Origin of the sequence: Streptomyces sp. NPDC102406, from assembly GCF_044765725.1 — a bacterium.
Taxonomy (GTDB): domain Bacteria; phylum Actinomycetota; class Actinomycetes; order Streptomycetales; family Streptomycetaceae; genus Streptomyces.
On sequence record NZ_JBIWKP010000001.1, the window covers coordinates 177,438 to 199,088 of the forward strand.

Genomic DNA, 21,651 nt, shown 5'->3' on the forward strand with positions numbered 1-21,651 from the left:
GCGCTCAGGATACGGGTACGTACCCGTATGGCGGCAAGTCCCTCAAGGCTCAGACGCGCCCGAGCGAGGCCGCCGCCACGAACGCGGTGAACGCCTTCGGCGTGACGCGGAAGAGGCCGGCACCGGGGTCCTTGGAGTCCCGTACCGCCACGGTCGCGGCCAGTGCGACGATCTCGACGCAATCACCACCGTTGGGCCCGCTGTAGGACGACTTGCGCCACGGTGCGGCGACCTCGATGCAGTCACCGCCGCTGGTGCCGCTGTAGGACGACTTTCGCCATTCCGTCTCCGCCGGGATCGGGTTCCTAGCCATAGCGTTCCTCCGTCACACGAACGATCAACTGGACCGACTCCTCGGGGGAGAGGGAGCAAGCCTGCAATCGAGCGTAACCGACCGAACGCTCCCTCATGACTTGCGGATTGGCGGTCATGTGCCCGTGATCGTAGTTCTCCGCGTAGAAGAGATCGGGGTCTTCGTCGAAGCGCAGGAGATTGAACGAGCCCATCATCCCGGCGTGTTGGCCCGCCGCGAACGGCAGGACCTGGATCTTCACCCAGGGGCTCCGGGCGAAGCCCGCCAGGTGCCGCAGTTGCTCCGCCATGACATCCCGGCCGCCGACCTCCTGATGCAGCACCGCCTCGCCGAGCACCACCCACAAGGCGGGCGGAGTGCCACGGTCCAAGATGCGTTGGCGCTCCATGCGCGCCGCCACCTGCTCCTCGAACTTGTCGGGATGGTCCACGCCGAGCAGCGCCCGCGCGTACTCCTCGGTCTGCAACAGCCCGTAGACCAACTGGCACTGGTACGTGGAGATGTACGACGCCCGCGCCTCCAGCTCCACGTACGGCTGGAACCATGAGGGCAGCCGACTGCGCAGCACCAGGCCGAGCAGGCGGGAAAACGTGCCACCCGTGCCGAGCGCCGCGTCGGCCCGCTCACTGAAATCCCGGGTCGGGATCCGCTTGGTCGTCTCGATCTGGCCCACGAGTGAGCCGGTACAGAAGATGCAGGCGCCCAACTCCTCCTGGCTGAGACCCGCTTCCTCGCGTAGCCGACGCAGCTCGGAACCGTAGAAGTCGAGGGGGGAGGCGCTGGGGTCGAGCGAGCGAAGGTTGGTCATGCGGAGGAACCCCGTTCCGGTTGTCCTGTAGCGGAGAGTAGTGGAACGTGTGCGCAGCGATACAGGGAACTTTCCATGCAAGCACGCTTGATTGTTTCTCGGGCCGCTGCCATGCTCCCCTCACGTCGCCGCCACACCGCCCTGCCCCGAGGGGAGCGCACCGTGTCCGAAACGCTGTCCGTGTTCGACGACTTGCGCGCAGAGAGCTCGCAACTCGACGCGCTCGTGGGTGACTTGGCCGACGAGGAGTGGGCCGCCGCGACCCCCGCCCCCGGCTGGACCGTCGCCCACCAGATCGCCCATCTCGCCTGGACCGACCGCGCCGCCCTGCTCGCCGTACGGGACGCCGACGCGTTCGCGAAGGAAGTGGAGAAGGCGATCGCCGCGCCCGAGTCGTTCGTGGACGACGGGGCCGAGGAAGGCGCCGCGCAGAAGCCCGCGGCCCTGCTCGCCCAGTGGCGGCGGGGGCGCGAGGAGTTGCAGGTGGCGCTGCGCGCCGCAGCCGCGAGCCGTACCAGGTTTCCCTGGTACGGGCCGCCCATGTCCGCCGCGTCGATGGCCACCGGGCGCCTCATGGAGACCTGGGCGCACGGGCAGGACGTCGCCGACGCGCTCGGGGTTCCGCGCCCGCCCACCGACCGGCTGCGGCATGTCGTCCGGATCGGCGTACGGGCCCGGGACTTCGCCTTCGCCGTGCACGGCCTCCCCGCCCCCGGCGCCGAGTTCCGCGTCGAACTCACGACGCCCACGGGTGAGTTGTGGGCCTACGGTCCCGGGGACGCCGCGCAGCGCGTCACCGGGCCCGCCCTCGACTTCTGCCTCCTCGTCACCCAGCGCGCCCACCGCGACGACCTCGCCGTACGCGCCGAAGGCCCCGACGCCGACCGCTGGCTCGACATCGCGCAGGCCTTCGCCGGGCCACCGGGGCAGGGGCGCTCGCCCAAGGGTGCGGCCACATGACCCGGCCACCCCTGCGCATCGGCAACGCCTCCGGGTTCTACGGTGACCGCTTCACCGCCATGCGGGAGATGCTGAGCGACGGCCCCCTCGACGTGCTCACCGGCGATTACCTCGCCGAGCTGACCATGCTGATCCTGGGCCGGGACCGGCTCAAGGACCCGGGGCGCGGTTACGCCCGTACCTTCCTGCGGCAGATGGAGGAATGCCTCGGCCTCGCCGTCGAACACGGCACCAAGATCGTGACCAACGCGGGCGGGCTCAATCCCGCCGGACTTGCCGACGCCGTACGGGAGTTGGGTGGCAGGCTCGGTATCCCCGTGCGGGTCGCCCACGTCGAGGGCGACGACCTGCTCGGCACCGGCCGCTTCCCCGGCGCCCTCACCGCCCACGCCTACCTCGGCGGCGCGGGCATCGCCGCCTGCCTGGACGCGGGCGCCGACATCGTGGTCACCGGGCGCGTCACCGACGCCGCCCTCGTCAGCGGGCCCGCCGCCTGGCACTTCGGGTGGGCCCACGAGGGACAGGACGCCTACGACCGGCTCGCCGGGGCGGTCGTCGCGGGGCACGTCCTGGAGTGCGGGACCCAGGCGACCGGCGGAAACTACTCCCAGTTCACCCAGCACACGGACCGGACGGCCCGCCCCGGGTTCCCCCTCGCCGAGATCCACGAGGACGGGTCCGCCGTCATCGGCAAACATCCCGGCACCGGCGGCCTCGTCGACATCGGCACCGTCACCGCGCAACTGCTGTACGAGACCGGCGGCGCCCGGTACGCCGGACCCGACGTCACCGTCCGGCTCGACACCGTACGGCTCACGCAGGACGGGCCCGATCGCGTCCGCGTCCACGGCGTACGCGGCGAGGCACCACCGCCCACCCTCAAGGTCGGCCTGAACCGGCTCGGCGGCTTCCGCAACGAGGTCGTCTTCGTGCTCACCGGGCTCGACATCGAGGCCAAGGCCGCCCTCGTGCGACAGCAGATGGAGGAGGCGCTGAGCGCCGCCAAGACCCGGCCGGGGGAGGTGCGCTGGGAGCTGGCCAGGACCGACAGGACCGACGCCGACACCGAGGAGACCGCCAGTGCCCTGCTGCGGCTCGTCGTCCGCGACCAGGACCAGGACGCGGTCGGGCGGGCGCTGAGCGGGGCCGCCGTCGAGCTGGCCCTCGGCTCCTACCCCGGGTTCCACGTCACGGCCCCGCCCGGCAAGGGCTCCCCGTACGGCGTCTTCGAGGCCGCGTACGTCCCCCGCGGCGACGTCCCGCACACCGCTGCCCTGCCGGACGGTGAGCGCCGCCCCGTACCGCCCCACACCGGGCCCACCCGCGCCCTGGCCCCCGTCGACGCACCCGAACCGCCCCCGCCCCCGCCCGCCGGGACCACCCGGCGCGCCCCCCTCGGCCGCGTCACCGGGGCCCGCAGCGGCGACAAGGGCGGCGACGCCAACATCGGCGTATGGGCGATCACCGACGCCGCCTGGCCCTGGCTCGTCCACACCCTCACCGTCGACCGGCTCCGCGCGCTCCTTCCCGAGACCGCGCGCCTGCCCGTCACCCGGCACGTGCTGCCGAACCTCCGCGCCCTCAACTTCACCGTCGAGGGCCTCCTCGGTGAGGGCGTCGCCGCGCAGGCCCGTTTCGACCCGCAGGCCAAGGGGCTCGGCGAATGGCTGCGCTCCCGCCACCTCGACATACCGGAGGCTCTGCTGTGACCGTCCTGGCCAGCGCCCTGGACACCCGGTCCGACGACTACGCCGCCCATCGCGCGGCCCTCCTCGACAAGCTCGCCGCGCTCGACGCCGAGCACGCGAAGGCGGTGGCCGGGGGCGGCGAGAAGTACGTGCGACGGCATCGCGGGCGCGGCAAGCTCCTCGCCCGCGAACGCGTCGAACTCCTCCTCGACCCCGACACCCCCTTCCTGGAGCTGTCGCCGCTCGCCGCCTGGGGCAGCGACTACACCGTGGGCGCCTCCCTCGTCACCGGGATCGGGGTCGTGGAGGGCGTGGAGTGCCTGATCACGGCCAACGACCCGACCGTGCGCGGCGGAGCCAGCAACCCGTGGTCCCTGAAGAAGGCGCTGCGCGCCCACGAGATCGCCTTCGCCAACCGGCTGCCCTGCGTCTCACTCGTGGAGTCGGGCGGCGCCGACCTTCCGTCCCAGAAGGAGATCTTCATCCCCGGCGGCGGCATCTTCCGCGACATCACGCGGCTGTCCGCCGCCGGGATCCCCACGGTCGCCGTCGTCCTCGGCAACTCCACGGCCGGCGGCGCCTACGTCCCCGGCATGTCCGACCACGTGATCATGGTGAAGGACAAGGCCAAGGTCTTCCTCGGCGGGCCGCCCCTCGTGAAGATGGCGACCGGCGAGGAGAGCGACGACGAATCGCTCGGCGGCGCCGAGATGCACGCCCGCACCTCAGGCCTCGCCGACTACTTCGCGCTCGACGAGCAGGACGCGATCCGCCAGGCCCGCCGCGTCGTCGCCCGGCTCAACCACCGCAAGGCGTACGCCGACCCGGACATCGCCGAGCCGCCCAAGTACGACCCGGAGGAACTGCTCGGGATCGTGCCGGAGGACCTGAAGGTCCCGTTCGACCCGCGCGAGGTCATCGCCCGGATCGTCGACGGCTCCGACTTCGACGAGTTCAAACCGCTCTACGGGGCGAGCCTCGTCACCGGATGGGCCGCCCTGCACGGCTATCCCGTCGGCATCCTCGCCAACGCGCGGGGAGTGCTGTTCAGCGAGGAGTCGCAGAAGGCCGCCCAGTTCATCCAGTTGGCCAACCAACGCGACATCCCGCTGCTGTTCCTGCACAACACCACCGGCTACATGGTCGGCAAGGAGTACGAGCAGGGCGGCATCATCAAACACGGCGCCATGATGATCAACGCGGTCAGCAACAGCCGCGTCCCGCATCTGTCCGTCCTCATGGGCGCCTCGTACGGCGCCGGGCACTACGGCATGTGCGGACGCGCCTACGACCCCCGCTTCCTGTTCGCCTGGCCCAGCGCCAAGTCCGCCGTCATGGGCCCCCAGCAGCTCGCGGGCGTCCTGTCGATCGTGGCCCGGCAGTCCGCCGCCGCCAAGGGGCAGCCCTACGACGACGACGCGGACGCCGCGCTGCGCGCCATGGTGGAGCAGCAGATCGAGTCCGAGTCGCTGCCGATGTTCCTGTCCGGACGGCTCTACGACGACGGGGTCATCGACCCGCGCGACACCCGCACCGTCCTCGGCATCTGCCTGTCCGCCCTGCACACCGCACCGTACGAGGGCGCCCGCGGCGGCTTCGGCGTCTTCAGGATGTGAGCCTCACGTGATCTCCTCCGTACTTGTCGCCAACCGTGGCGAGATCGCCTGCCGCGTCTTTCGCACCTGCCGTGAGCTGGGCATCCGCACCGTCGCCCTGCACTCGGACCCGGACGCCGACGCCCTCCACGTCCGCACGGCCGACCTCGCCGTACGCCTCCCGGGGGCCACCCCCGCCGACACGTACCTGCGCGCCGACCTCGTCGTGAAGGCCGCCCTGGACGCGGGCGCCGACGCCGTCCACCCCGGCTACGGGTTCCTCTCCGAGAACGCCGACTTCGCGCGGGCCGTCACCGACGCCGGGCTGCTCTGGATCGGGCCGCCGCCCGAGGCGATCGAGGCGATGGCGTCCAAGACGCGCGCCAAGCGGCTCATGGGCATCGCGCCGCTCGGCGAGGTCACCGAGGACGATCTGCCGGTCCTCGTGAAGGCCGCGGCGGGCGGCGGCGGGCGCGGCATGCGCGTCGTGCGGGAACTGGGCGAACTGGACAGCGCGTTGGAGGGTGCTCGGGCCGAGGCGCTGTCCGCGTTCGGGGACGGCGAGGTGTTCGTCGAGCCGTACGTCGAGGGCGGGCGCCACGTCGAGGTGCAGGTCCTCGCCGACACGCACGGCACCGTGTGGACGCTCGGGACACGCGACTGCTCGCTCCAGCGCCGCCACCAGAAGGTGATCGAGGAGGCGCCCGCGCCCGGCCTCGCCCCCGAACGCGTCCGCGAGGTGTACGCGCTGGCCGAGCGGGCCGTGCGCTCCGTCGCGTACGTCGGTGCGGGGACGGTCGAGTTCCTGGTCACGGACCGGGCGGCGCACTTCCTGGAGATGAACACCCGCCTCCAGGTCGAACACCCCGTCACCGAGGCCGTGTTCGGCATCGACCTCGTCGCCCTGCAACTGCGGATCGCCGAGGGCGAGGCGCTCGACCCCGAGCCCCCGAAACCGCGCGGACACGCCGTCGAGGCCCGCCTCTACGCCGAGGATCCGGCCGCCGATTTCGCCCCGCAGACCGGCACCCTGCACCGCCTGACCGTGAGCGAAGGAGTGCGGCTCGACACCGGATACGCCGACGGCGACACCATCGGCGTCCACTACGACGCCATGCTCGCCAAGGTCGTCGCCCACGCCCCCACCCGCGGCGCCGCCGTCCGCGCCCTCGCGGGCGCCCTGGAACGCGCCCAGGTGCACGGCCCGGCCACCAACCGCGACCTGCTCGTACGCTCCCTGCGCCACCCCGAGTTCACGGACGGCCGGATGGACACCGGGTTCTACGAACGACACCTCGCCGCCCTGACGACCCCCGGTCCCGACCCGTACGCCCCGCTCGCCGCCGCCCTCGCGAGCGCCCGCCGACACCGCTTCGGCGGCTTCCGCAACGTGGCGTCGCAGCCCCAGGTCAAGCGGTACCGCACCGAGGCGGACGGCGTCGAGCACGAGGTCCGCTACCGGCACACCCGCACCGGGCTCGAAGCCGACGACGCCGGTGTCGTCCGCGTGGCGCCGGATCACGTCGTGCTCGAAGTGGGCGGCGTACGGCGGAAGTTCCACGTCGCCGCGTACGGCGACCGCGTGTACGTCGACGGCGCCGCCCTCACCGCCCTGCCCCGCTTCACCGACCCGAGCGCACAACGCGCCCCCGGCTCCCTGCTCGCGCCGATGCCCGGCACCGTCGTCCGCGTCGCCGACGGACTCGCCGAAGGCGCCCCCGTCACCGCCGGGCAGCCCCTCATCTGGCTGGAGGCCATGAAGATGGAGCACCGGATCACCGCCCCCGCCTCCGGAACGCTCACCGCTCTGCACGCCACCGTCGGCCGCCAGGTCGAGGTGGGTTCCCTGTTGGCCGTCGTCGTGGAAGCCGTGGAGGAAACACCCGCATGAGCACTGTCGGCACCGTCCTCGAAACCGAAGAGCACCGGGCGCTGCGCGCCGCCGTCGCCGCGCTCGGCAAGCGGTTCGGCCGCGACTACATGGCCCGCGTCACCGCCGCCGGGGCCCACCCCGACGAACTGTGGACCGAGGCCGCCGCACTCGGCTACCTCGGCGTCAACCTCCCCGAGGAGTACGGCGGCGGAGGCGGCGGCATCTCCGAACTCTCCATCGTCCTCGAAGAGTTGGGGGCTGCTGGTTCGCCACTCCTCATGATGGTCGTGTCACCCGCGATCTGCGGCACCGTGATCGCCCGCTTCGGCACCGAGGAGCAGAAGCGCGCCTGGCTGCCCGGGCTCGCCGACGGCAGCCGCACCATGGCCTTCGGGATCACCGAACCCGACGCCGGGTCCAACTCGCACCGGATCACCACCACCGCCCGCAGGGACGACGACGGCACCTGGGTGCTGACCGGCCGGAAGGTCTTCATATCGGGCGTCGACATCGCCGACGCCACCCTCGTCGTGGGCCGTACGTCGGACGACCGCACCGGCACCCTCAAACCCTGCCTGTTCATCGTGGACCGCGACACCCCGGGCTTCCAGCGGCGTCGGATCGACATGGAGCTCCAGGCCGCGGAGAAGCAGTTCGAGCTGACCCTCGACGAGGTGCGGCTGCCCGCCGACGCCCTCGTGGGCGACGAGGACGCGGGCCTGCTCCAGCTCTTCGCCGGACTCAACCCGGAGCGCGTGATGACCGCCGCGTTCGCCATCGGCATGGGCCGCTACGCCCTGCGCCGCGCCGTCGAGTACGCCCGCGAACGCACCGTGTGGAAGGCCCCCATCGGCGCCCACCAGGCCATCGCCCACCCCCTCGCCCAGGTCCACATCGAGCTGGAACTGGCCCGCCTCATGATGCAGAAAGCGGCCCGCCTGTACGACGCGGGCGACGACGTCGGCGCCGGTGAGGCCGCCAACATGGCCAAGTACGCCGCCGCCGAGGCCTGCGTGCACGCCGTCGACCAGGCCGTGCACACCCTCGGCGGCAACGGCCTCACCCGCGAATTCGGCCTCGCCTCCCTCATCACCGGCTCACGCGTGGCACGTATCGCCCCGGTGAGCCGCGAGATGATCCTCAACTACGTGTCCCACCAGACCCTGGGACTGCCCAAGTCGTACTGAGCCACCTGCCCGAGTCCGTCTCCCGCCACGAGGAGCCCAGCATGGTGTACCGGAGTGAGTACGAGGACACAGCAGTCGTCGACCAGCCCATCCACGACGTCGTGCTCGGTGGCGCCGCGGCCCGGGGGGACACCCCGGCCCTCATCGACGGGGTGGCCGGCACGACGATCACGTACGCCCAGCTCGACCGGTTCCACCGCGAAGTGGCCGCCGGGCTCACCGCCGCGGGCGTCCGCAAGGGGGACGTCGTCGCCCTGCACAGCCCCAACACGGTCGCCTACCCGGTCGCGTTCTACGGCGCCACGCGCGCGGGCGCCTCCGTGACCACCGTGCACCCGCTGGCCACCCCCGAGGAGTTCGCGAAACAGCTCCGGGACTCCGCCGCGCGCTGGATCGTCACGGTCACCCCGCTGCTCGCCCCGGCCCGCGCGGCGGCCGAACGCGCGGGCGGCGTACGGGAGATCCTCGTCTGCGACCCGGCGGGCGACAGCGGCCACCGCTCCCTGCTCGACATGCTCGGCACCGGCGCCCCGGAGCCGTCGGTCACCCTCGACCCGGCCGAGGACGTGGCCGCGCTCCCGTACTCGTCCGGCACCACCGGCGTCCCCAAGGGCGTCATGCTGACCCACCGCAACATCGCCACCAACCTCGCCCAGCTCGAACCCCTCATCCCGATGGGCCCCGGCGAGCGCATCCTCGCGGTCCTGCCCTTCTTCCACATCTACGGCCTGACCGCCCTCATGAACGCCCCGCTCCGCCAGGGCGCGACCGTCGTCGTCCTGCCCCGCTTCGACCTCGACACGTTCCTCGCCGCGATCGAGAAGCACCGCATCACCGCGCTCTACGTGGCCCCGCCCATCGTCCTCGCCCTCGCCAAACACCCGGCCGTCGAGGGCTACGACCTGTCGTCGCTCCAGTACGTCATCAGCGCGGCGGCGCCCCTGGACGCCGAACTCGCCCAGGCCTGCTCCCGCAGGCTCGGCCTGCCACCCGTCGGCCAGGCCTACGGCATGACGGAACTCTCGCCCGGCACCCACGTCGTCCCCCTGCACGCCGAGGACCCGCCGCCGGGCACCGTCGGCAAACTCATCGCCTCCACCGAGATGCGGCTGCTGTCCCTGGACGACCCGGCGAAGGACGCCGCCCCCGGCGAACCCGGCGAAGTCCTCATCCGCGGCCCGCAGGTCATGAAGGGCTACCTCGGCCGCCCCCAGGCCACCGCCGACATGATCGACACCGACGGCTGGCTGCACACCGGCGACGTCGGCCGGGTCGACGCCGACGGCTGGCTGTTCGTCGTGGACCGGGTCAAGGAACTCATCAAGTACAAGGGCTTCCAGGTCGCCCCCGCCGAACTGGAGGCACTGCTCCTCACCCACGACGCCATCGCGGACGCCGCCGTCATCGGGGTGCCCGACGCCGACGGCAACGAGATCCCGAAGGCGTTCGTCGTGCGCTCCGACCCGGCACTCACCGCCGAGGACGTCATGGCGTACGCCGCCGGACGCGTCGCCCCGTACAAGAAGATCCGCCGCGTCGACTTCATCGACGGGGTGCCGCGCGCGGCGTCGGGGAAGATCCTGCGCCGCCGACTCAGGGAGAGCTGATGCCCGCCGCGAACCTGGTCCACCACGCCCACACGCGCGGCATCACCACCCTCACCCTCGACTCACCCGCCAACCGCAACGCCCTCTCGTCGGCCCTCGTCGGCGAACTCACCGAACGGCTCAACCGCGCCGGGAAGGACACCGGCGTACGCGCCGTCCTGCTCACCCACACCGGCACCACCTTCTGCGCCGGCGCCGACCTGCGCGACCCACCGCACCCGGACACCCTCGTCGGACTCCTGCGGCGCATCGTCGCCCTGGACAAACCGGTGGTCGCACGCGTCGACGGGCACGTACGCGCGGGCGGCCTCGGCCTGCTGGGCGCCTGCGACATCTCGGCGGCGTCCGCGTCCTCGTCGTTCGCCTTCACCGAGGTACGCATCGGCGTCGCCCCCGCCGTGATCTCCCTGCCGCTGCTGCCCCGCCTCGACCCGCGCGCGGTGGCCCGCCACTACCTGACCGGGGAGAGGTTCGACGCGGCGGAAGCGGTCCGCGCCGGGCTCGTGACGACGGCCGGGCCGGACGTGGACCAGGTGCTCGAACCGGTCCTCGACGGGCTGCGCAGGAGCTCACCCCAGGGCCTGGCCGAGACGAAACGACTGCTCACGGTTAAGGTCCTGGAAGCCTTCGACCGGGACGCGGAGTCGCTGACGGCGCTGTCGGCACGGCTGTTCGCCTCCTCCGAGGCCCGCGAAGGGATGACCGCCTTCCTCGAACGACGGGACCCCGCATGGGTGTTGTGACCCCACGTGCAGCAGGCGCGCGCGCCGCGACGTCGCCGAAACAGGACCGCTCGCGCGCCACCCGGCAAAAACTCCTGGAGTCGGCCGTGGCGTGCCTCGCCGAACGCGGCTGGTCCGGCTCCACGGTCGCCGTCGTCGCCGAACACGCCGGGGTCTCGCGCGGCGCGGCCCAGCACCACTTCCCGACCCGCGAGGACCTGTTCACGGCAGCCGTCGAGTACGTCGCCGAGGAACGCTCCGTCGCCCTGCGCGGGCTGCGCCCCCACGGCAGGGCCGAGGCGGTGGCGGCCCTCGTCGACCTGTACACGGGCCCGCTGTTCCGGGCGGCGCTCCACCTGTGGGTCGCCGCCTCCGACGAGCCCGCGCTGGGCGGCCGGGTCGCCGAGCTGGAGGCCCGCGTCGGCCGGGAGACCCACCGGATCGCCGTCCGGCTCCTCGACGCGGACGAGTCCGTGCCCGGGGTGCGGGAGGCGGTGCAGGGGCTGCTGGACATGGCGCGGGGTCTCGGCCTCGCCAATCTGCTGACGGACGACGGGGCGCGGCGCGAACGGGTCGTCTCCGCGTGGGCCGGGATCATCGACCGGGTGCTCTCGCCGTAGGGGCCGTCGCCGGGCCCGGCAGTGCGCCTCTCAGGAGCGCGGGGAACCGCGCGACCAGCCCCCACCGGCCCGCGACCGCGAACCGGCGGGGGACCCGGCCTGTCAGGCGATCCCGGCGAAGCCGTCGATGTCGCGCGGGGAACGCGAACCCGGCCCCACGTACCGCGCCGAGGGACGCACGAGCCGCCCCGTCCGCTTCTGCTCCAGGATGTGCGCGCTCCACCCCGCGGTGCGCGCGCACGTGAACATCGACGTGAACATGTGCGCCGGTACCTCGGCGAAGTCCAGGACGATCGCCGCCCAGAACTCCACGTTGGTGGCCAGCACCCGATCGGGCCGCCGCGCGTGCAACTCGGCCAGCGCGGCCTTCTCCAGCGCCTCGGCGACCTCGAAGCGCGGGGCGCCCAGATCGCGGGCCGTCCTGCGGAGCACCCGCGCCCGCGGGTCCTCGGCCCGGTACACCCGGTGCCCGAAGCCCATCAGCCGCTCGCCCTGGTCGAGCGCCTTACGGACGTACGCCTCCGCGTCACCGGTCCGCTCGATCTCCTCGATCATGCCGAGGACGCGCGACGGCGCCCCGCCGTGCAGCGGCCCGGACATGGCACCGACGGCACCGGACAGCGCGGCGGCGACGTCCGCGCCGGTCGAGGCGATGACGCGGGCGGTGAACGTCGAGGCGTTCATGCCGTGCTCGGCGGCGCTCGTCCAGTACGCGTCGACGGCCGCGACATGCTTCGGGTCGGGCTCGCCGCGCCAGCGGATCATGAACCGTTCGACGACGGACTGCGCCTTGTCGATCTCGCTCTGCGGCACCATCGCCACACCCTGCCCGCGCGCGGACTGCGCGACGTAGGACAGGGCCATGACGGCGGCCCGCGCGAGGTCGTCGCGGGCCTGCTTCTCGTCGATGTCGAGCAGCGGTTTCAGGCCCCAGACGGGCGCCAGCATGGCGAGCGCCGACTGGACGTCCACGCGGATGTCACCGGAGTGGACGGGGATGGGGAACGGCTCGGCCGGCGGCAGCCCGGGGTCGAAGGCACCGTCGACGAGCAGGCCCCAGACGTTCCCGAACGAGACATGGCCGACGAGTTCCTCGATGTCGACGCCCCGGTACCGCAGGGCGCCGCCCTCCTTGTCCGGTTCGGCGATCTCCGTCTCGAAGGCGACCACGCCTTCAAGGCCGGGTACGAAACCGGGGTCAAAGCCGGGGTCGGACATCAGGCGGCTCCTCTGGATGCGTTCGTGATGCGTGGACGTGCGGCGGGACTTCGACAGTCCCGGGTCAACCCCGTCATGCCCCGTACGGCACGGGGTCACCCAACCGATCCGGGATGTGTTTCGGCACCGTTTCGGCCCCTGGACCCTAACTCCCGGTGCCACACTTGGCGAGAGTTGACGGCACTGAGTGCCACGTCTCACGCCGCCGGGCCCGGGTGCGGCAGGATGGCGCCGTGAGCGCTCATGACAACCGCGTAGAACAAGCCGACCGCGTAGCCGGCCGCGTGGACGAGGACGGCCCCGTGCCCGACCCCGCCGTGATGCGGGAGCAGTACCGCACCCACGACGGCGGTCTGCTGGAGACCGGCATCGCCGCGCACCCGATGGAGCAGTTCACCCGCTGGTTCAAGGAGGCGGCCACCGCGGGTCCGCCGCTCGCCGAGCCGAACGCGATGATCGTCTCCACCGCCGACGCCGAGGGCCGCCCCAGCTCCCGCACGGTGCTGCTGAAGTCGTACGACGACGAGGGCTTCGTCTTCTACACCAACTACGGCTCGCGCAAGGCCCGCGACCTCGCCGTCAACCCGCATGTCGCGCTGTTGTTCCCCTGGCATCCGATGAGCCGCCAGGTCCTCGTCACGGGCACCGCGGCGCGTACGACACGGGAGGAGACGGCGGCGTACTTCCACTCGCGCCCGCACGGGTCCCAGCTCGGGGCCTGGGCCAGCGCGCAGTCGTCCGTCCTGGCGGACCGGTCCGAACTCGACGCGGCCTACGCCGAGTTAACCCGGCGCCACCCCGCGGGCTCGGCGATCCCTGTGCCGCCGCACTGGGGCGGCTTCCGGGTCACCCCGCACACGGTCGAGTTCTGGCAGGGCCGCGAGAACCGGCTCCACGACCGGCTCCGCTACGTCGACGCCGGGGCCGGGGCCTGGCGGGTCGAACGACTGAGCCCGTAGCGCCGGGCCCGGGTCACCACTCGGCCAGTACCCCGTCGAGGAACGGCTCGATCGCCGCGCGCCACGCCTCGGGCTGGTCGTAGTGGACCAGATGACCGGCGTCGGCCACCTCCGCGTACTCCCCGCGGGGCAGCACCCGGACCATCTCCTGCGACTCCGCCCGGCCGAGCTCCCCGTCCAGGCCGCGCACGACGAGCGTCGGGCACTGCACGGCGGTCAGCTCCTCCCAGTGGGCGTCGAACACCCAGGTGGAGCGGGCCTGGAGCATCTGGCGCCGGGAGAACACCGGCCGCCAGCCGTCCGTGGACTCGGTCATCACCTCGGCGTAGAACTCCCCGCGCGCGGGGTTGGGCCGCTCCACCCAGGGGTCGTCCTCCCCGAACCACTTCCGCACGTCGGCGAGGGTCGCGAAGGGCAGCGGCCACGCCTTGAACCAGTCCTCCCACTCTCGCTGGGACGCGGCCCCGAGCGCGGAGGCCCGCATGTCGCAGATGACCAGGCCCCGCACCAGGTCGGGGCGGCGGGCGGCGAGCTGCCAGGCCGTCAGCGCGCCCATGGAGTGCCCGATCAGCACGGCGGGCTCCAGACCGAGCTGGACCAGGGCGGCCTCGGCGTCCAGGACGTACGCCTCCCGGTCGTAGGGGCCCTGCGGGGGCTTGTCGCTCTGGCCGTGCCCGCGCTGGTCGAGGGCGACCGCCCGGTGCCGCTCGGCCAGCCAGCGCGCGGTCCCCGCCCAGTGGGACGCCCGGCCCATCAGGCCGTGCAACAGCAGGACCCCCGGGGTCCGTCCGCCGTCACCGGTCTTGGGCGGGTCGGCGAACTCCCAGGCCGCCAGGCGGATGCCGCCCGCTCCCGTCACGTCGATGCGCCGCGCCATAGGCCCCGGCACCCCCTTGTGGTCGCGCCTGCAGTCGCGTACCCCCGCACGCTATCGAACATTCTTTCGAGTGTGCGGTGCTGTTCGTGGTCTCGGAATACACCCCTCGTTTGAGTGACAGCCCTCAAGGAATGACCTGCGCCGCCGAGGGGATCTCTTCCTCGGGGAGCGGACCACTCGGGGAAAGAGGTCCGTGGGGAGTGACCCTGGGAGCTCGGGGCTCCGGGTCAGCACAGGGGAGGACAGGCCCCGGCGCCGCCAGGCGCCGGGGCCCTCGGCTTCGAGCGGCAGGTCCATACCAGGCCCCCTCCGGTCATATGCCTCACGGCGACAGCCTTGCACGTGCGGCGTCCCGCCGCTGCGATTCCGCACAGTGAATCTTGCTTTCTGCGCGAAGGCGCCACGCGCCGGAGAACACACCAACTGCCCCGCCCGTCACGGCCGTTGCGGCCACAAGCCGGAGGCGGGAGGTCAGCGCTTGGCGACGAAGACGTGCGAGGCGATGTCCAGCGCCAGCTCGGCCGCCTCACCACTGCTGCCCACCAGGACCCCGCCCGGCGACCGCGTCACGCTGACCACCGAACCGGGCTGCACCCCCGCACGCCGCAGCGTGTACATGAGCTGCGCGTCCGTCTGGATCGGCTCACCGATGCGCCGCACGACGACCGTCTTGCCGTCCGCGCCCGCGTCCAGCTCGGAGAGCGAGACCATGCCCTCGTCCAGGAACGGGTCCGCGCCGTCCTTCTCGCCCAGCTCCTCCAGGCCCGGGATCGGGTTCCCGTACGGCGACTCCGTCGGATGCCGCAGCAACTCCAGGACGCGCCGCTCCACGGCCTCGCTCATCACGTGCTCCCAGCGACACGCCTCCGCGTGCACCTGCTCCCACTCCAGGCCGATCACGTCGACCAGCAGACACTCGGCGAGCCGGTGCTTGCGCATCACGCGCGTGGCCAGCCGACGCCCCTCGTCCGTCAACTCCAGGTGCCGGTCGGCGGCCACGGCGACCAGGCCGTCCCGCTCCATACGGGCCACGGTCTGGCTGACCGTCGGGCCGCTCTGGTCGAGCCGCTCGGCGATCCGGGCGCGCATGGGGACCACACCTTCCTCTTCGAGCTCGAGGATGGTGCGGAGATACATCTCCGTGGTGTCGATCAGTCCGGACATACGTGCCCCTCGTGTAGCTCTCTGCTCCGCGACGGCCCCGCTGGCTCGCCGTGTCGCTCGTGCGCTGGCCCTGCCCCAATTCTGACGCATACCGCTGACAACCGTCCCGCGCCGGGGAAACAGTGGCCCGACAGCGCCCGGAAGCGTATTGACACAGCCCTGGTCCAGACCGCACCGTGATCCGCGACACCACGACTCAAGGGGCTACGCCGATGCGCGAGAGCAAGCCGGCCACGCAGTACCTCGACACCGCGATCGGCCTGCTGCGACGGGTCCGCGACGAGGAGACGGAGAACATCACCGCCGCCGGCACCCTGCTCGCCGACACCGTCGTCGCGGGGGGCCGCCTCTTCGCCTTCGGCGCGGGCCACTCCTCGCTCGCCGCCCAGGACGTCGTCTACCGCGCGGGCAGCCTCGCCCTGATGAACCTGCTGGCCGTCCCCGGCGCCGTCGGCGTGGACGTCATGCCGGCCACCCTCGGCTCGGCCCTGGAGCGCGTCGACGGCCTGGCCGCCGCCGTCCTGGACTCCAGCCCCGCCACGGCGGGCGACGCCCTCGTCATCATCTCCCTGTCAGGACGCAACGCCCTGCCCGTCGAGATGGCCATGAACGCCCGGGCGCTCGGCCTGAAGGTCATCGGCGTGACCTCCCTCGCCTACGCGAGCGGCCCCGACGCCCCGAAGTCCCGCCACGTCTCCGGCACCTACCTGCGCGACCACTGCGACCTCGTCCTCGACTCCAAGATCGAGGTCGGCGACGCGGAACTCGACCACGACGGCATCGACGCCCCCTTCGCCTCCGCCTCCACCGTCACCACCAGCGCCCTCATGCAGGCCGTGCTGGCCACCTGCGCCACCGCCCTCGCCGACCGCGGCATCCAGCCGCCGCTGCTGCGCTCGGGCAACGTGGACGGCGGCCACGCCTGGAACGCCAAGGTCTTCGCCGAGTACCGCGACCGCATCTTCTACCAGCACTGAGAGCCCAGACCCTCAGGCCCCGGCTCTCACGCCCCGTCCGGGCCGAGGCCCGCCAGATCCACCGCGGCCGCGATCCGTACCGCCACGCTCTCCGCGTACATCGCGTCGCCCCGCTCGAACCGGGCCCGGCTCGCGCCCCGCAGGAACGTCACCACCCCGAGCGTGCGCCCCCGGCTGCGCAGCACCGCGCACAACGCGTACACCGACCCCTCGGGCCACTGCCGGTCCGCCGCCCACCGCGCCGCGTCGGCCCCGCCCCGCTCCGGCGCACCGGCCCGCACCGAACCGGCCCGGTCCACGCACTGCAACGCCGGATGCCCCTCCGCGTACCGCACGGGCAGCGCGCCCCGTGTCACGAGCAGACTCGCCCCGGGCGCCCCCGAGGGCGTCTCCGCGGCGCGCACGAGCCGCGGCGGCTCCTCGCTCACCAGCAGGTCGATCACCGCGTGGTCGGCGAACCCGGCCAGCGCGAAGTCCAGGTGCACGGTGGCCGCCTCGGCCGGGTCCTCGCACTCGGCGGCGGCCCGCGCGGCCCGGTGCAACTGGTTCGCCCTGAAGCGCAGTTGCGCCGCCTCCTGCTCGACCAGCTTCGCCTCGGTGACGTCCTGGAACAGCCAGCCGACCCCGAGCGGCACCGGCTCCTCGGCCAGCGGCGACGACAGCCGCACGAAACCGCTCCGCCAGCACCTGCGCTCCTGGCCGTCCTCCGGCAGCCGCAGCGTCACCCACACCTCCATGGGCGCCGGCGGCACACCCTCGGACAGCACATGGCTGAGCGCGCCCTCCAGCTCCTCCAGGCCCTGGGCGATCAGATCGCCGAGCGGACGCCCGAGGAGGGCGCTGCGCCCGGAGCCCAGCGCCCGCGCGGCGTGCGCGTTGACCACGGCGGGACGCAGATCGGCGTCGACCAGCACCACGCCCCACACGGCGTCCTCGAACAGCGCCTCGCTCAGCGCGATGGACCGCTCCAGGTCGATCTGCGCGTGCACCTCGCTGAAGGCGCAGTACACCCCGGCGGGCTTGCCGTCGGGCCCCGGCACGGCGGCCGACTGCGTACGGACGAGGACGCGGCCCCCGTCCTTGGTGACCAGCGCGAACTCGTGCACCTGGCGGCCCGGCGCGTGCATCGCCGCCAGGAGCCGCCCCTGCACCTCGTCCGCGTCGGCCGACCGCACGGCCCACCCCGCGAACCCGGTCCGCCCCACGGCCTCCGCCGCGGTCCAGCCCAGGATCCGCTCGGCCTCCCGATTCCAATGGGTCACGACCCCATCGGCGTCGAAGGCGCACAACGCGGCGTCCATCCCGTCCAGCAACGCGGCCAGCAGATCGGCCCCGTCCCGCCCGGGCTCATCGGGCCCGAGCGCATCGGCGGTCCCACTACGCCGGGAAGCACTCACCTGGCACCCCCTGCGGGCTGTGTCGGCGCGACGACATCCTCGTACTGCTCGTACTGCTTCTTGTAGTGCTCCAGATCATTCAACTCGAACGTGACGCATCCCACACGCGGTTCGGTCAACTTCACGAAAGTCCATATCCGCACGCCTCCAGCATGCCCGTACGCGCCCCGGGCCCGTTCCCGAAAAACCGGTTGAGGCCCGTCATCCGGCTTCGTAGGCTGTGTCGCACAGAGGAGAGGAGGTGGTTCGGAGCATGTATGCACACCGGACGTCTGAGGTGACTGCGGGCTAGCGGCCCGTCGTCGCATCTCGGATTCGGCGTCGGACCAGCACGTGAGTGGTGCGTGCAGCCGGCCCCATTCCCAAGCAGTCACCCGACCCGCGAGCCGCCGGTACGTCCGGCCGGCTTCCGCCCGTGTCCGCACGGGAGGAACCATGGCTCGCGGGTCGCCTGCGTCCAGCCGCCCGCTACCCCTTGCTGACCGCCGTCAGGATCTCCGGCAGCCTGTCCGCCGTGCGCGGGGCCGCCAGGCGCAGGCCGAGGAGGGTGGCCGCCGCGCCGTAGGCCGCGCCGATCGGCAGGAGCGTCCAGGACCAGGAGTCGGCGCCCTGGGCGTGCAGGGTGATCGTGAGCGCGAGGACGGGGGCGCAGAGCAGGGCCGCCGCCACCATCCCGCCGAAAATCGATATCCAGGCGAGACCGGCCTGCCCGGGGACCACGTTCTTGTAGCCCTCCTGCGGGATCGAGTACGGGAAACGGGCCGAGGACCAGGCACCCGTCGCGAGCATCGCGCCCAACAGCGCGAAGGAGAGGCCCAGGACCTCCGCGAAATCCGCCCAGGCGCCGAGCATCGCCGTCGTGACGACGGTGACGAGAGTGGCGTAGGGCAGGGTGATCAGGAGCAGCGCGAGGGCGCGGGCCCGCATCTCCAGGTACGCGTCGCGGGGCGAGGAGATCGTCATGGCCACTATCCAGAACGCGGACGTGTCCTGGCCGAACTGGTTGTACATCTGGATGCCGAGCATGCCGGCGGCGAAGCAGGCGAAGTAGACCGAGCCGGTGCCCTGGAGGGCGTTGAGGACGGGGACGATCAGTCCGATGGCGAGGGACGTGACCCAGGCGGCCTTGGTCTTCGGGTCGCGCCACACGTAGCGCAGGGTGCGCCCCATGACGGTGCCGGTGCGGCCGTCGGGGAGCAGGCGGCGGCCGGGGTCGCCGCGCCGGCTCCTGCGGCCCGGCTCGGCGGCCTGGATCGTCGATCCGTCCGGGGAGGTCATCAGGTGGGTCAGGGCGCGCCGCCAGGTGGTGAGCAGGAACACCAACCCGGCCACCGAGAGCGCCAGTCGCGCCACCGCCGTGCCGTACGCGCCGTCGCCCGCCGCGTCGACGGCGCCGATCGCCGACGCCGGGGGGATCCAGCGCAGGACGTCCGCCACGGGGTCGAGCGCCCCGACGCCACCCGCCGCACCGAGGCGCTGCACACCGAAGTTGACGAGCTGGGCGCCGATCGCGACGACGAGGCCGCTGAGGACGGCGAGGTCGCGGCCCTTGCGGCTGGTGAGCAGCCGGATGTTGGCGGCGGCGACGGCACGGGCCAGCGCGACGCAGGTGAGGAGGGCGAGCGGCACCGCGAGCACGGCGACGGCCGCGGCGGCGGGTCCGCGCGCGGTGGCGTAGGCCGCGCCGACCACCAGGGTGAGCGTGAAGAGGGGCCCGATGCCGACGAGGGAGGCCACGAGCAGTCCGCGGACCAGCGGGTCGGGGCGGAGCGGCAGCATGACGAGGCGGGTCGGGTCGAGGGTCTCGTCGCCGCTCGGGAAGAAGAGGGGGAGCACCGCCCAGCCGAGCGCGAGGAGGGCGGTGAGGAGGGTGCCGACGGTCGCGGCGTGCGCGTTCCCGTGGAGGAGGACGAGGCCGAGGAGTTGGAGCGCCGCGATCAGCAGGACGACGACGACCGAGGCGAGGTAGGCGGCGCGGCGCCCGGCGGACTGGCGCAGTCCGTTGCGGAGCAGGGCCAGTTTGAGCTGGACGAGGACGCGGGTCACCGGGCGCCGCCCAGCCAGTCGAGGGTGGTGCCGTTGTCCCGGTCGCCCGCGCCGACCAGTTTCAGGAAGGCTTCCTGGAGGGAGGCCGCGTCGCCCCGCACCTCCGCCAGCGGCCCCTGGGCGCGGATGCGGCCGGCGGCCATGACGGCGACCCAGTCGCACAGCGACTCCACCAGCTCCATGACGTGGGAGGAGAAGACGACCGTCGCCCCGCCGCGCGTGAAGCGTTCCAGGACGCCGCGGATCGTCTGCGCCGAGACCGGGTCGACGCCCTCGAACGGCTCGTCCAGGAAAAGGACTTCGGGGTTGTGGAGGAGGGCCGCGGCGAGGCCGATCTTCTTGCGCATGCCGGTCGAGTAGTCGACGACGAGCTTGTGCTGGGCCGGGGCGAGATCGAGGACGTCCAGGAGCTGGGCCGCGCGGGTGTCGACCTCTTCGCCGGGCAGGCCGCGCAACCGGCCCGTGTAGGCGAGGAGTTCCCGTCCCGAGAGGCGCTCGAAGAGGCGCAGGCCCTCGGGGAGCACGCCGATGCGGGCCTTGACCTCGGCCGGGTCGGCCCACACGTCGTGGCCCGCGACGCGCACGGTGCCGCGGTCGGGCCGCAGCAGCCCGGTGACCATGGAGAGGGTGGTGGTCTTGCCCGCCCCGTTCGGGCCGACCAGGCCGATGAACCTGCCCGCGGGCAGCGTGAGGTCGATTCCGGCGACCGCGGTCTGCTGCCCGAAGGACTTCCAGAGGTCGTGTACGTGGACGGCTGCTGTTTCCTCGGCCGAGCTCAACTCGGTGCGCTCCCTTCGGCGGCCCTGTCGCACGTCGGCGCTTACGCGCGTCCGCGCACGATGGACTCTAGGACACGCCCTGGCCGCGCCGCCCCTCGCGCCCGCAGGCGTAGGCCAGGGGGGAGACGAGTTCCTCCGCGTCGGGGAGCCAGCGGTTCGCGGCGGTGGGGCGGCAGGCCCACTGGGCGGCGCCCTGGCCGCCGAAGCGGGTGGGGGGCGCCGCCACGTAGCCGCCCTCGCCGAGGGTGAGCAGGTCGAGGGAGGCCGGGGGCCAGCCCAGCTTGCGGATGAGGTCGGGGACCTTGAGGCTCGCGCCGGGGAGCACGAAGAACTGCATGCGCCGGTCGGGGGTGCGGGTGACCGGGCCGAGGGTCAGCTCCATGCGCTCCATGCGGGCCAGCGCGAGGAACCCGGCGGTCTCGGGGACGTCGATCGCGTCGAACGTGCGGCCCGTGGGCAGCAGGATCGACGCCGTCGGCTGCTTGGACCACATGCGGCGCGCGGCCGTCGCGCTGCCGGTCGCCTGGCTCGCCCAGTCGGGGCGCGCGGGGTGGGCGCCGGGCGCCGGGCAGCGGGCGTCGCCGCACGAGCAGCGCTGTAGGCCCTCGTCGAACTCCAGCCAGGTGCCGGGGAACACGTCCCAGTGCCGTTCCTCCGCGTAGCGAACGGCCGTGTCGAGGAGGGTTTCACCGCGCTGCTGGGGGATCTGTCCGGCCGCGGTGACGGGTGAGGTGACGTCCGAGGTGCCTGCGATGGTCTCTTCCACGACGTTCTCAACTCTCGCCGACACCCGGGGTTACGGGCGTACAAGCGGACAAGACGGAGGCATCGTTCCCGCATGTGGGGCGCATGGGTGCATGG

At 72.7% G+C, this 21,651-nt stretch carries 20 protein-coding genes; 10 read left to right on the plus strand and 10 right to left on the minus strand.

The genetic code is table 11. From position 1 onward, the window contains the following. Positions 1–49: 49 nt before the first annotated feature. Complete coding sequence (locus tag ACIRF8_RS00895) at positions 50–313, minus strand: DUF397 domain-containing protein (RefSeq protein WP_404209521.1); 264 nt, start codon at positions 311–313, stop codon at positions 50–52. Further along, positions 306–1,121 carry a helix-turn-helix domain-containing protein gene (locus tag ACIRF8_RS00900; protein WP_404209523.1) on the minus strand — a complete coding sequence of 272 codons (816 nt, stop codon included), beginning with the start codon at positions 1,119–1,121 and terminating at the stop codon, positions 306–308. Before ACIRF8_RS00900 ends, ACIRF8_RS00895 begins: the two co-directional genes overlap by 8 nt. 162 nt (positions 1,122–1,283) lie before the next feature. Between ACIRF8_RS00900 and ACIRF8_RS00905 the strand changes: the two genes are divergently transcribed. The 8 genes from ACIRF8_RS00905 to ACIRF8_RS00940 are packed head-to-tail and all read left to right on the plus strand — an operon-like array spanning position 1,284 to position 11,373. Continuing rightward, on the plus strand, positions 1,284–2,081 hold the full coding sequence (locus ACIRF8_RS00905) for a TIGR03084 family metal-binding protein (RefSeq protein WP_404209525.1): 798 nt from the start codon (positions 1,284–1,286) through the stop codon (positions 2,079–2,081). Beyond that, complete coding sequence (locus tag ACIRF8_RS00910) at positions 2,078–3,790, plus strand: acyclic terpene utilization AtuA family protein (RefSeq protein ID WP_404209527.1); 1,713 nt, start codon at positions 2,078–2,080, stop codon at positions 3,788–3,790. Before ACIRF8_RS00905 ends, ACIRF8_RS00910 begins: the two co-directional genes overlap by 4 nt. Continuing rightward, positions 3,787–5,385, plus strand: a complete 1,599-nt coding sequence (locus ACIRF8_RS00915) for an acyl-CoA carboxylase subunit beta (protein ID WP_404209529.1) — start codon at positions 3,787–3,789, stop codon at positions 5,383–5,385. The genes ACIRF8_RS00910 and ACIRF8_RS00915 overlap by 4 nt, the downstream gene beginning before the upstream one ends. A 7-nt stretch (positions 5,386–5,392) precedes the next feature. Further along, on the plus strand, positions 5,393–7,255 hold the full coding sequence (locus tag ACIRF8_RS00920; protein WP_404209531.1) for a biotin carboxylase N-terminal domain-containing protein: 1,863 nt from the start codon (positions 5,393–5,395) through the stop codon (positions 7,253–7,255). After that, entirely contained in the window at positions 7,252–8,424 is a 1,173-nt protein-coding gene (locus tag ACIRF8_RS00925) for an acyl-CoA dehydrogenase family protein (RefSeq protein ID WP_404209533.1), read from the plus strand. The genes ACIRF8_RS00920 and ACIRF8_RS00925 overlap by 4 nt, the downstream gene beginning before the upstream one ends. Positions 8,425–8,465: 41 nt before the next feature. Continuing rightward, on the plus strand, positions 8,466–10,031 hold the full coding sequence (locus ACIRF8_RS00930) for a 4-coumarate--CoA ligase family protein (protein ID WP_404209535.1): 1,566 nt from the start codon (positions 8,466–8,468) through the stop codon (positions 10,029–10,031). Further along, positions 10,031–10,774, plus strand: coding sequence for an enoyl-CoA hydratase family protein (locus ACIRF8_RS00935; RefSeq protein WP_404209537.1), 744 nt, complete (start codon positions 10,031–10,033; stop codon positions 10,772–10,774). The genes ACIRF8_RS00930 and ACIRF8_RS00935 overlap by 1 nt, the downstream gene beginning before the upstream one ends. After that, positions 10,762–11,373 (plus strand): TetR/AcrR family transcriptional regulator, encoded by a 612-nt coding sequence (locus ACIRF8_RS00940; protein ID WP_404209538.1) that lies wholly within the window; start codon positions 10,762–10,764, stop codon positions 11,371–11,373. Before ACIRF8_RS00935 ends, ACIRF8_RS00940 begins: the two co-directional genes overlap by 13 nt. 102 nt (positions 11,374–11,475) lie before the next feature. On the opposite strand, the gene ACIRF8_RS00945 is transcribed toward ACIRF8_RS00940, so the two are convergent. Continuing rightward, entirely contained in the window at positions 11,476–12,591 is a 1,116-nt protein-coding gene (locus ACIRF8_RS00945) for a citrate synthase 2 (protein ID WP_404209540.1), read from the minus strand. A gap of 320 nt (positions 12,592–12,911) precedes the next feature. On the opposite strand from ACIRF8_RS00945, the gene pdxH reads away from it, so the two are divergent. Then, the gene (gene pdxH, locus ACIRF8_RS00950; RefSeq protein ID WP_404212202.1) at positions 12,912–13,550 is read left to right on the plus strand and encodes a pyridoxamine 5'-phosphate oxidase; all 639 of its coding nucleotides are present in this window, start codon (positions 12,912–12,914) and stop codon (positions 13,548–13,550) included. Positions 13,551–13,563: 13 nt separating this feature from the next. On the opposite strand, the gene ACIRF8_RS00955 is transcribed toward pdxH, so the two are convergent. Further along, complete coding sequence (locus tag ACIRF8_RS00955; RefSeq protein ID WP_404209542.1) at positions 13,564–14,427, minus strand: alpha/beta fold hydrolase; 864 nt, start codon at positions 14,425–14,427, stop codon at positions 13,564–13,566. A gap of 471 nt (positions 14,428–14,898) precedes the next feature. After that, the gene (locus tag ACIRF8_RS00960; protein WP_404209543.1) at positions 14,899–15,591 is read right to left on the minus strand and encodes a metal-dependent transcriptional regulator; all 693 of its coding nucleotides are present in this window, start codon (positions 15,589–15,591) and stop codon (positions 14,899–14,901) included. Between the two features lie 212 nt (positions 15,592–15,803). On the opposite strand from ACIRF8_RS00960, the gene ACIRF8_RS00965 reads away from it, so the two are divergent. Continuing rightward, entirely contained in the window at positions 15,804–16,568 is a 765-nt protein-coding gene (locus ACIRF8_RS00965; RefSeq protein WP_404209545.1) for an SIS domain-containing protein, read from the plus strand. 26 nt (positions 16,569–16,594) lie between these two features. Here ACIRF8_RS00965 and ACIRF8_RS00970 read toward each other — a convergent pair whose 3' ends face one another. The 5 genes from ACIRF8_RS00970 to ACIRF8_RS00990 form a co-directional block, all read right to left on the minus strand. Next, positions 16,595–17,965 carry a PAS domain-containing protein gene (locus tag ACIRF8_RS00970; protein ID WP_404209546.1) on the minus strand — a complete coding sequence of 457 codons (1,371 nt, stop codon included), beginning with the start codon at positions 17,963–17,965 and terminating at the stop codon, positions 16,595–16,597. Next, a complete protein-coding gene (locus tag ACIRF8_RS00975) occupies positions 17,962–18,084 on the minus strand; it encodes a hypothetical protein (RefSeq protein WP_404209548.1) in 123 nt (40 codons plus the stop codon). The genes ACIRF8_RS00970 and ACIRF8_RS00975 overlap by 4 nt, the downstream gene beginning before the upstream one ends. A gap of 349 nt (positions 18,085–18,433) precedes the next feature. Then, entirely contained in the window at positions 18,434–20,011 is a 1,578-nt protein-coding gene (locus ACIRF8_RS00980; RefSeq protein ID WP_404209550.1) for a transporter, read from the minus strand. Next, positions 20,008–20,790, minus strand: coding sequence for an ABC transporter ATP-binding protein (locus ACIRF8_RS00985; RefSeq protein ID WP_404209552.1), 783 nt, complete (start codon positions 20,788–20,790; stop codon positions 20,008–20,010). The genes ACIRF8_RS00980 and ACIRF8_RS00985 overlap by 4 nt, the downstream gene beginning before the upstream one ends. Positions 20,791–20,857: 67 nt before the next feature. Continuing rightward, on the minus strand, positions 20,858–21,556 hold the full coding sequence (locus ACIRF8_RS00990) for a bifunctional DNA primase/polymerase (RefSeq protein ID WP_404209554.1): 699 nt from the start codon (positions 21,554–21,556) through the stop codon (positions 20,858–20,860). Between the last annotated feature and the right edge of the window lie 95 nt (positions 21,557–21,651).

What these genes read in the sequence shown, in the direction of transcription:
- ACIRF8_RS00955 (WP_404209542.1), bottom strand. Translation starts at nt 14,427, where the DNA reads ATGGCGCGGCGCATCGACGTGACGGGAGCGGGCGGCATCCGCCTGGCG.
- ACIRF8_RS00945 (WP_404209540.1), bottom strand. Translation starts at nt 12,591, where the DNA reads ATGTCCGACCCCGGCTTTGACCCCGGTTTCGTACCCGGCCTTGAAGGC.
- ACIRF8_RS00925 (WP_404209533.1), top strand. Translation starts at nt 7,252, where the DNA reads ATGAGCACTGTCGGCACCGTCCTCGAAACCGAAGAGCACCGGGCGCTG.
- ACIRF8_RS00935 (WP_404209537.1), top strand. Translation starts at nt 10,031, where the DNA reads ATGCCCGCCGCGAACCTGGTCCACCACGCCCACACGCGCGGCATCACC.
- ACIRF8_RS00895 (WP_404209521.1), bottom strand. Translation starts at nt 313, where the DNA reads ATGGCTAGGAACCCGATCCCGGCGGAGACGGAATGGCGAAAGTCGTCC.
- ACIRF8_RS00965 (WP_404209545.1), top strand. Translation starts at nt 15,804, where the DNA reads ATGCGCGAGAGCAAGCCGGCCACGCAGTACCTCGACACCGCGATCGGC.
- ACIRF8_RS00930 (WP_404209535.1), top strand. Translation starts at nt 8,466, where the DNA reads ATGGTGTACCGGAGTGAGTACGAGGACACAGCAGTCGTCGACCAGCCC.
- pdxH (WP_404212202.1), top strand. Translation starts at nt 12,912, where the DNA reads ATGCGGGAGCAGTACCGCACCCACGACGGCGGTCTGCTGGAGACCGGC.
- ACIRF8_RS00900 (WP_404209523.1), bottom strand. Translation starts at nt 1,121, where the DNA reads ATGACCAACCTTCGCTCGCTCGACCCCAGCGCCTCCCCCCTCGACTTC.
- ACIRF8_RS00940 (WP_404209538.1), top strand. Translation starts at nt 10,762, where the DNA reads ATGGGTGTTGTGACCCCACGTGCAGCAGGCGCGCGCGCCGCGACGTCG.
- ACIRF8_RS00960 (WP_404209543.1), bottom strand. Translation starts at nt 15,591, where the DNA reads ATGTCCGGACTGATCGACACCACGGAGATGTATCTCCGCACCATCCTC.
- ACIRF8_RS00910 (WP_404209527.1), top strand. Translation starts at nt 2,078, where the DNA reads ATGACCCGGCCACCCCTGCGCATCGGCAACGCCTCCGGGTTCTACGGT.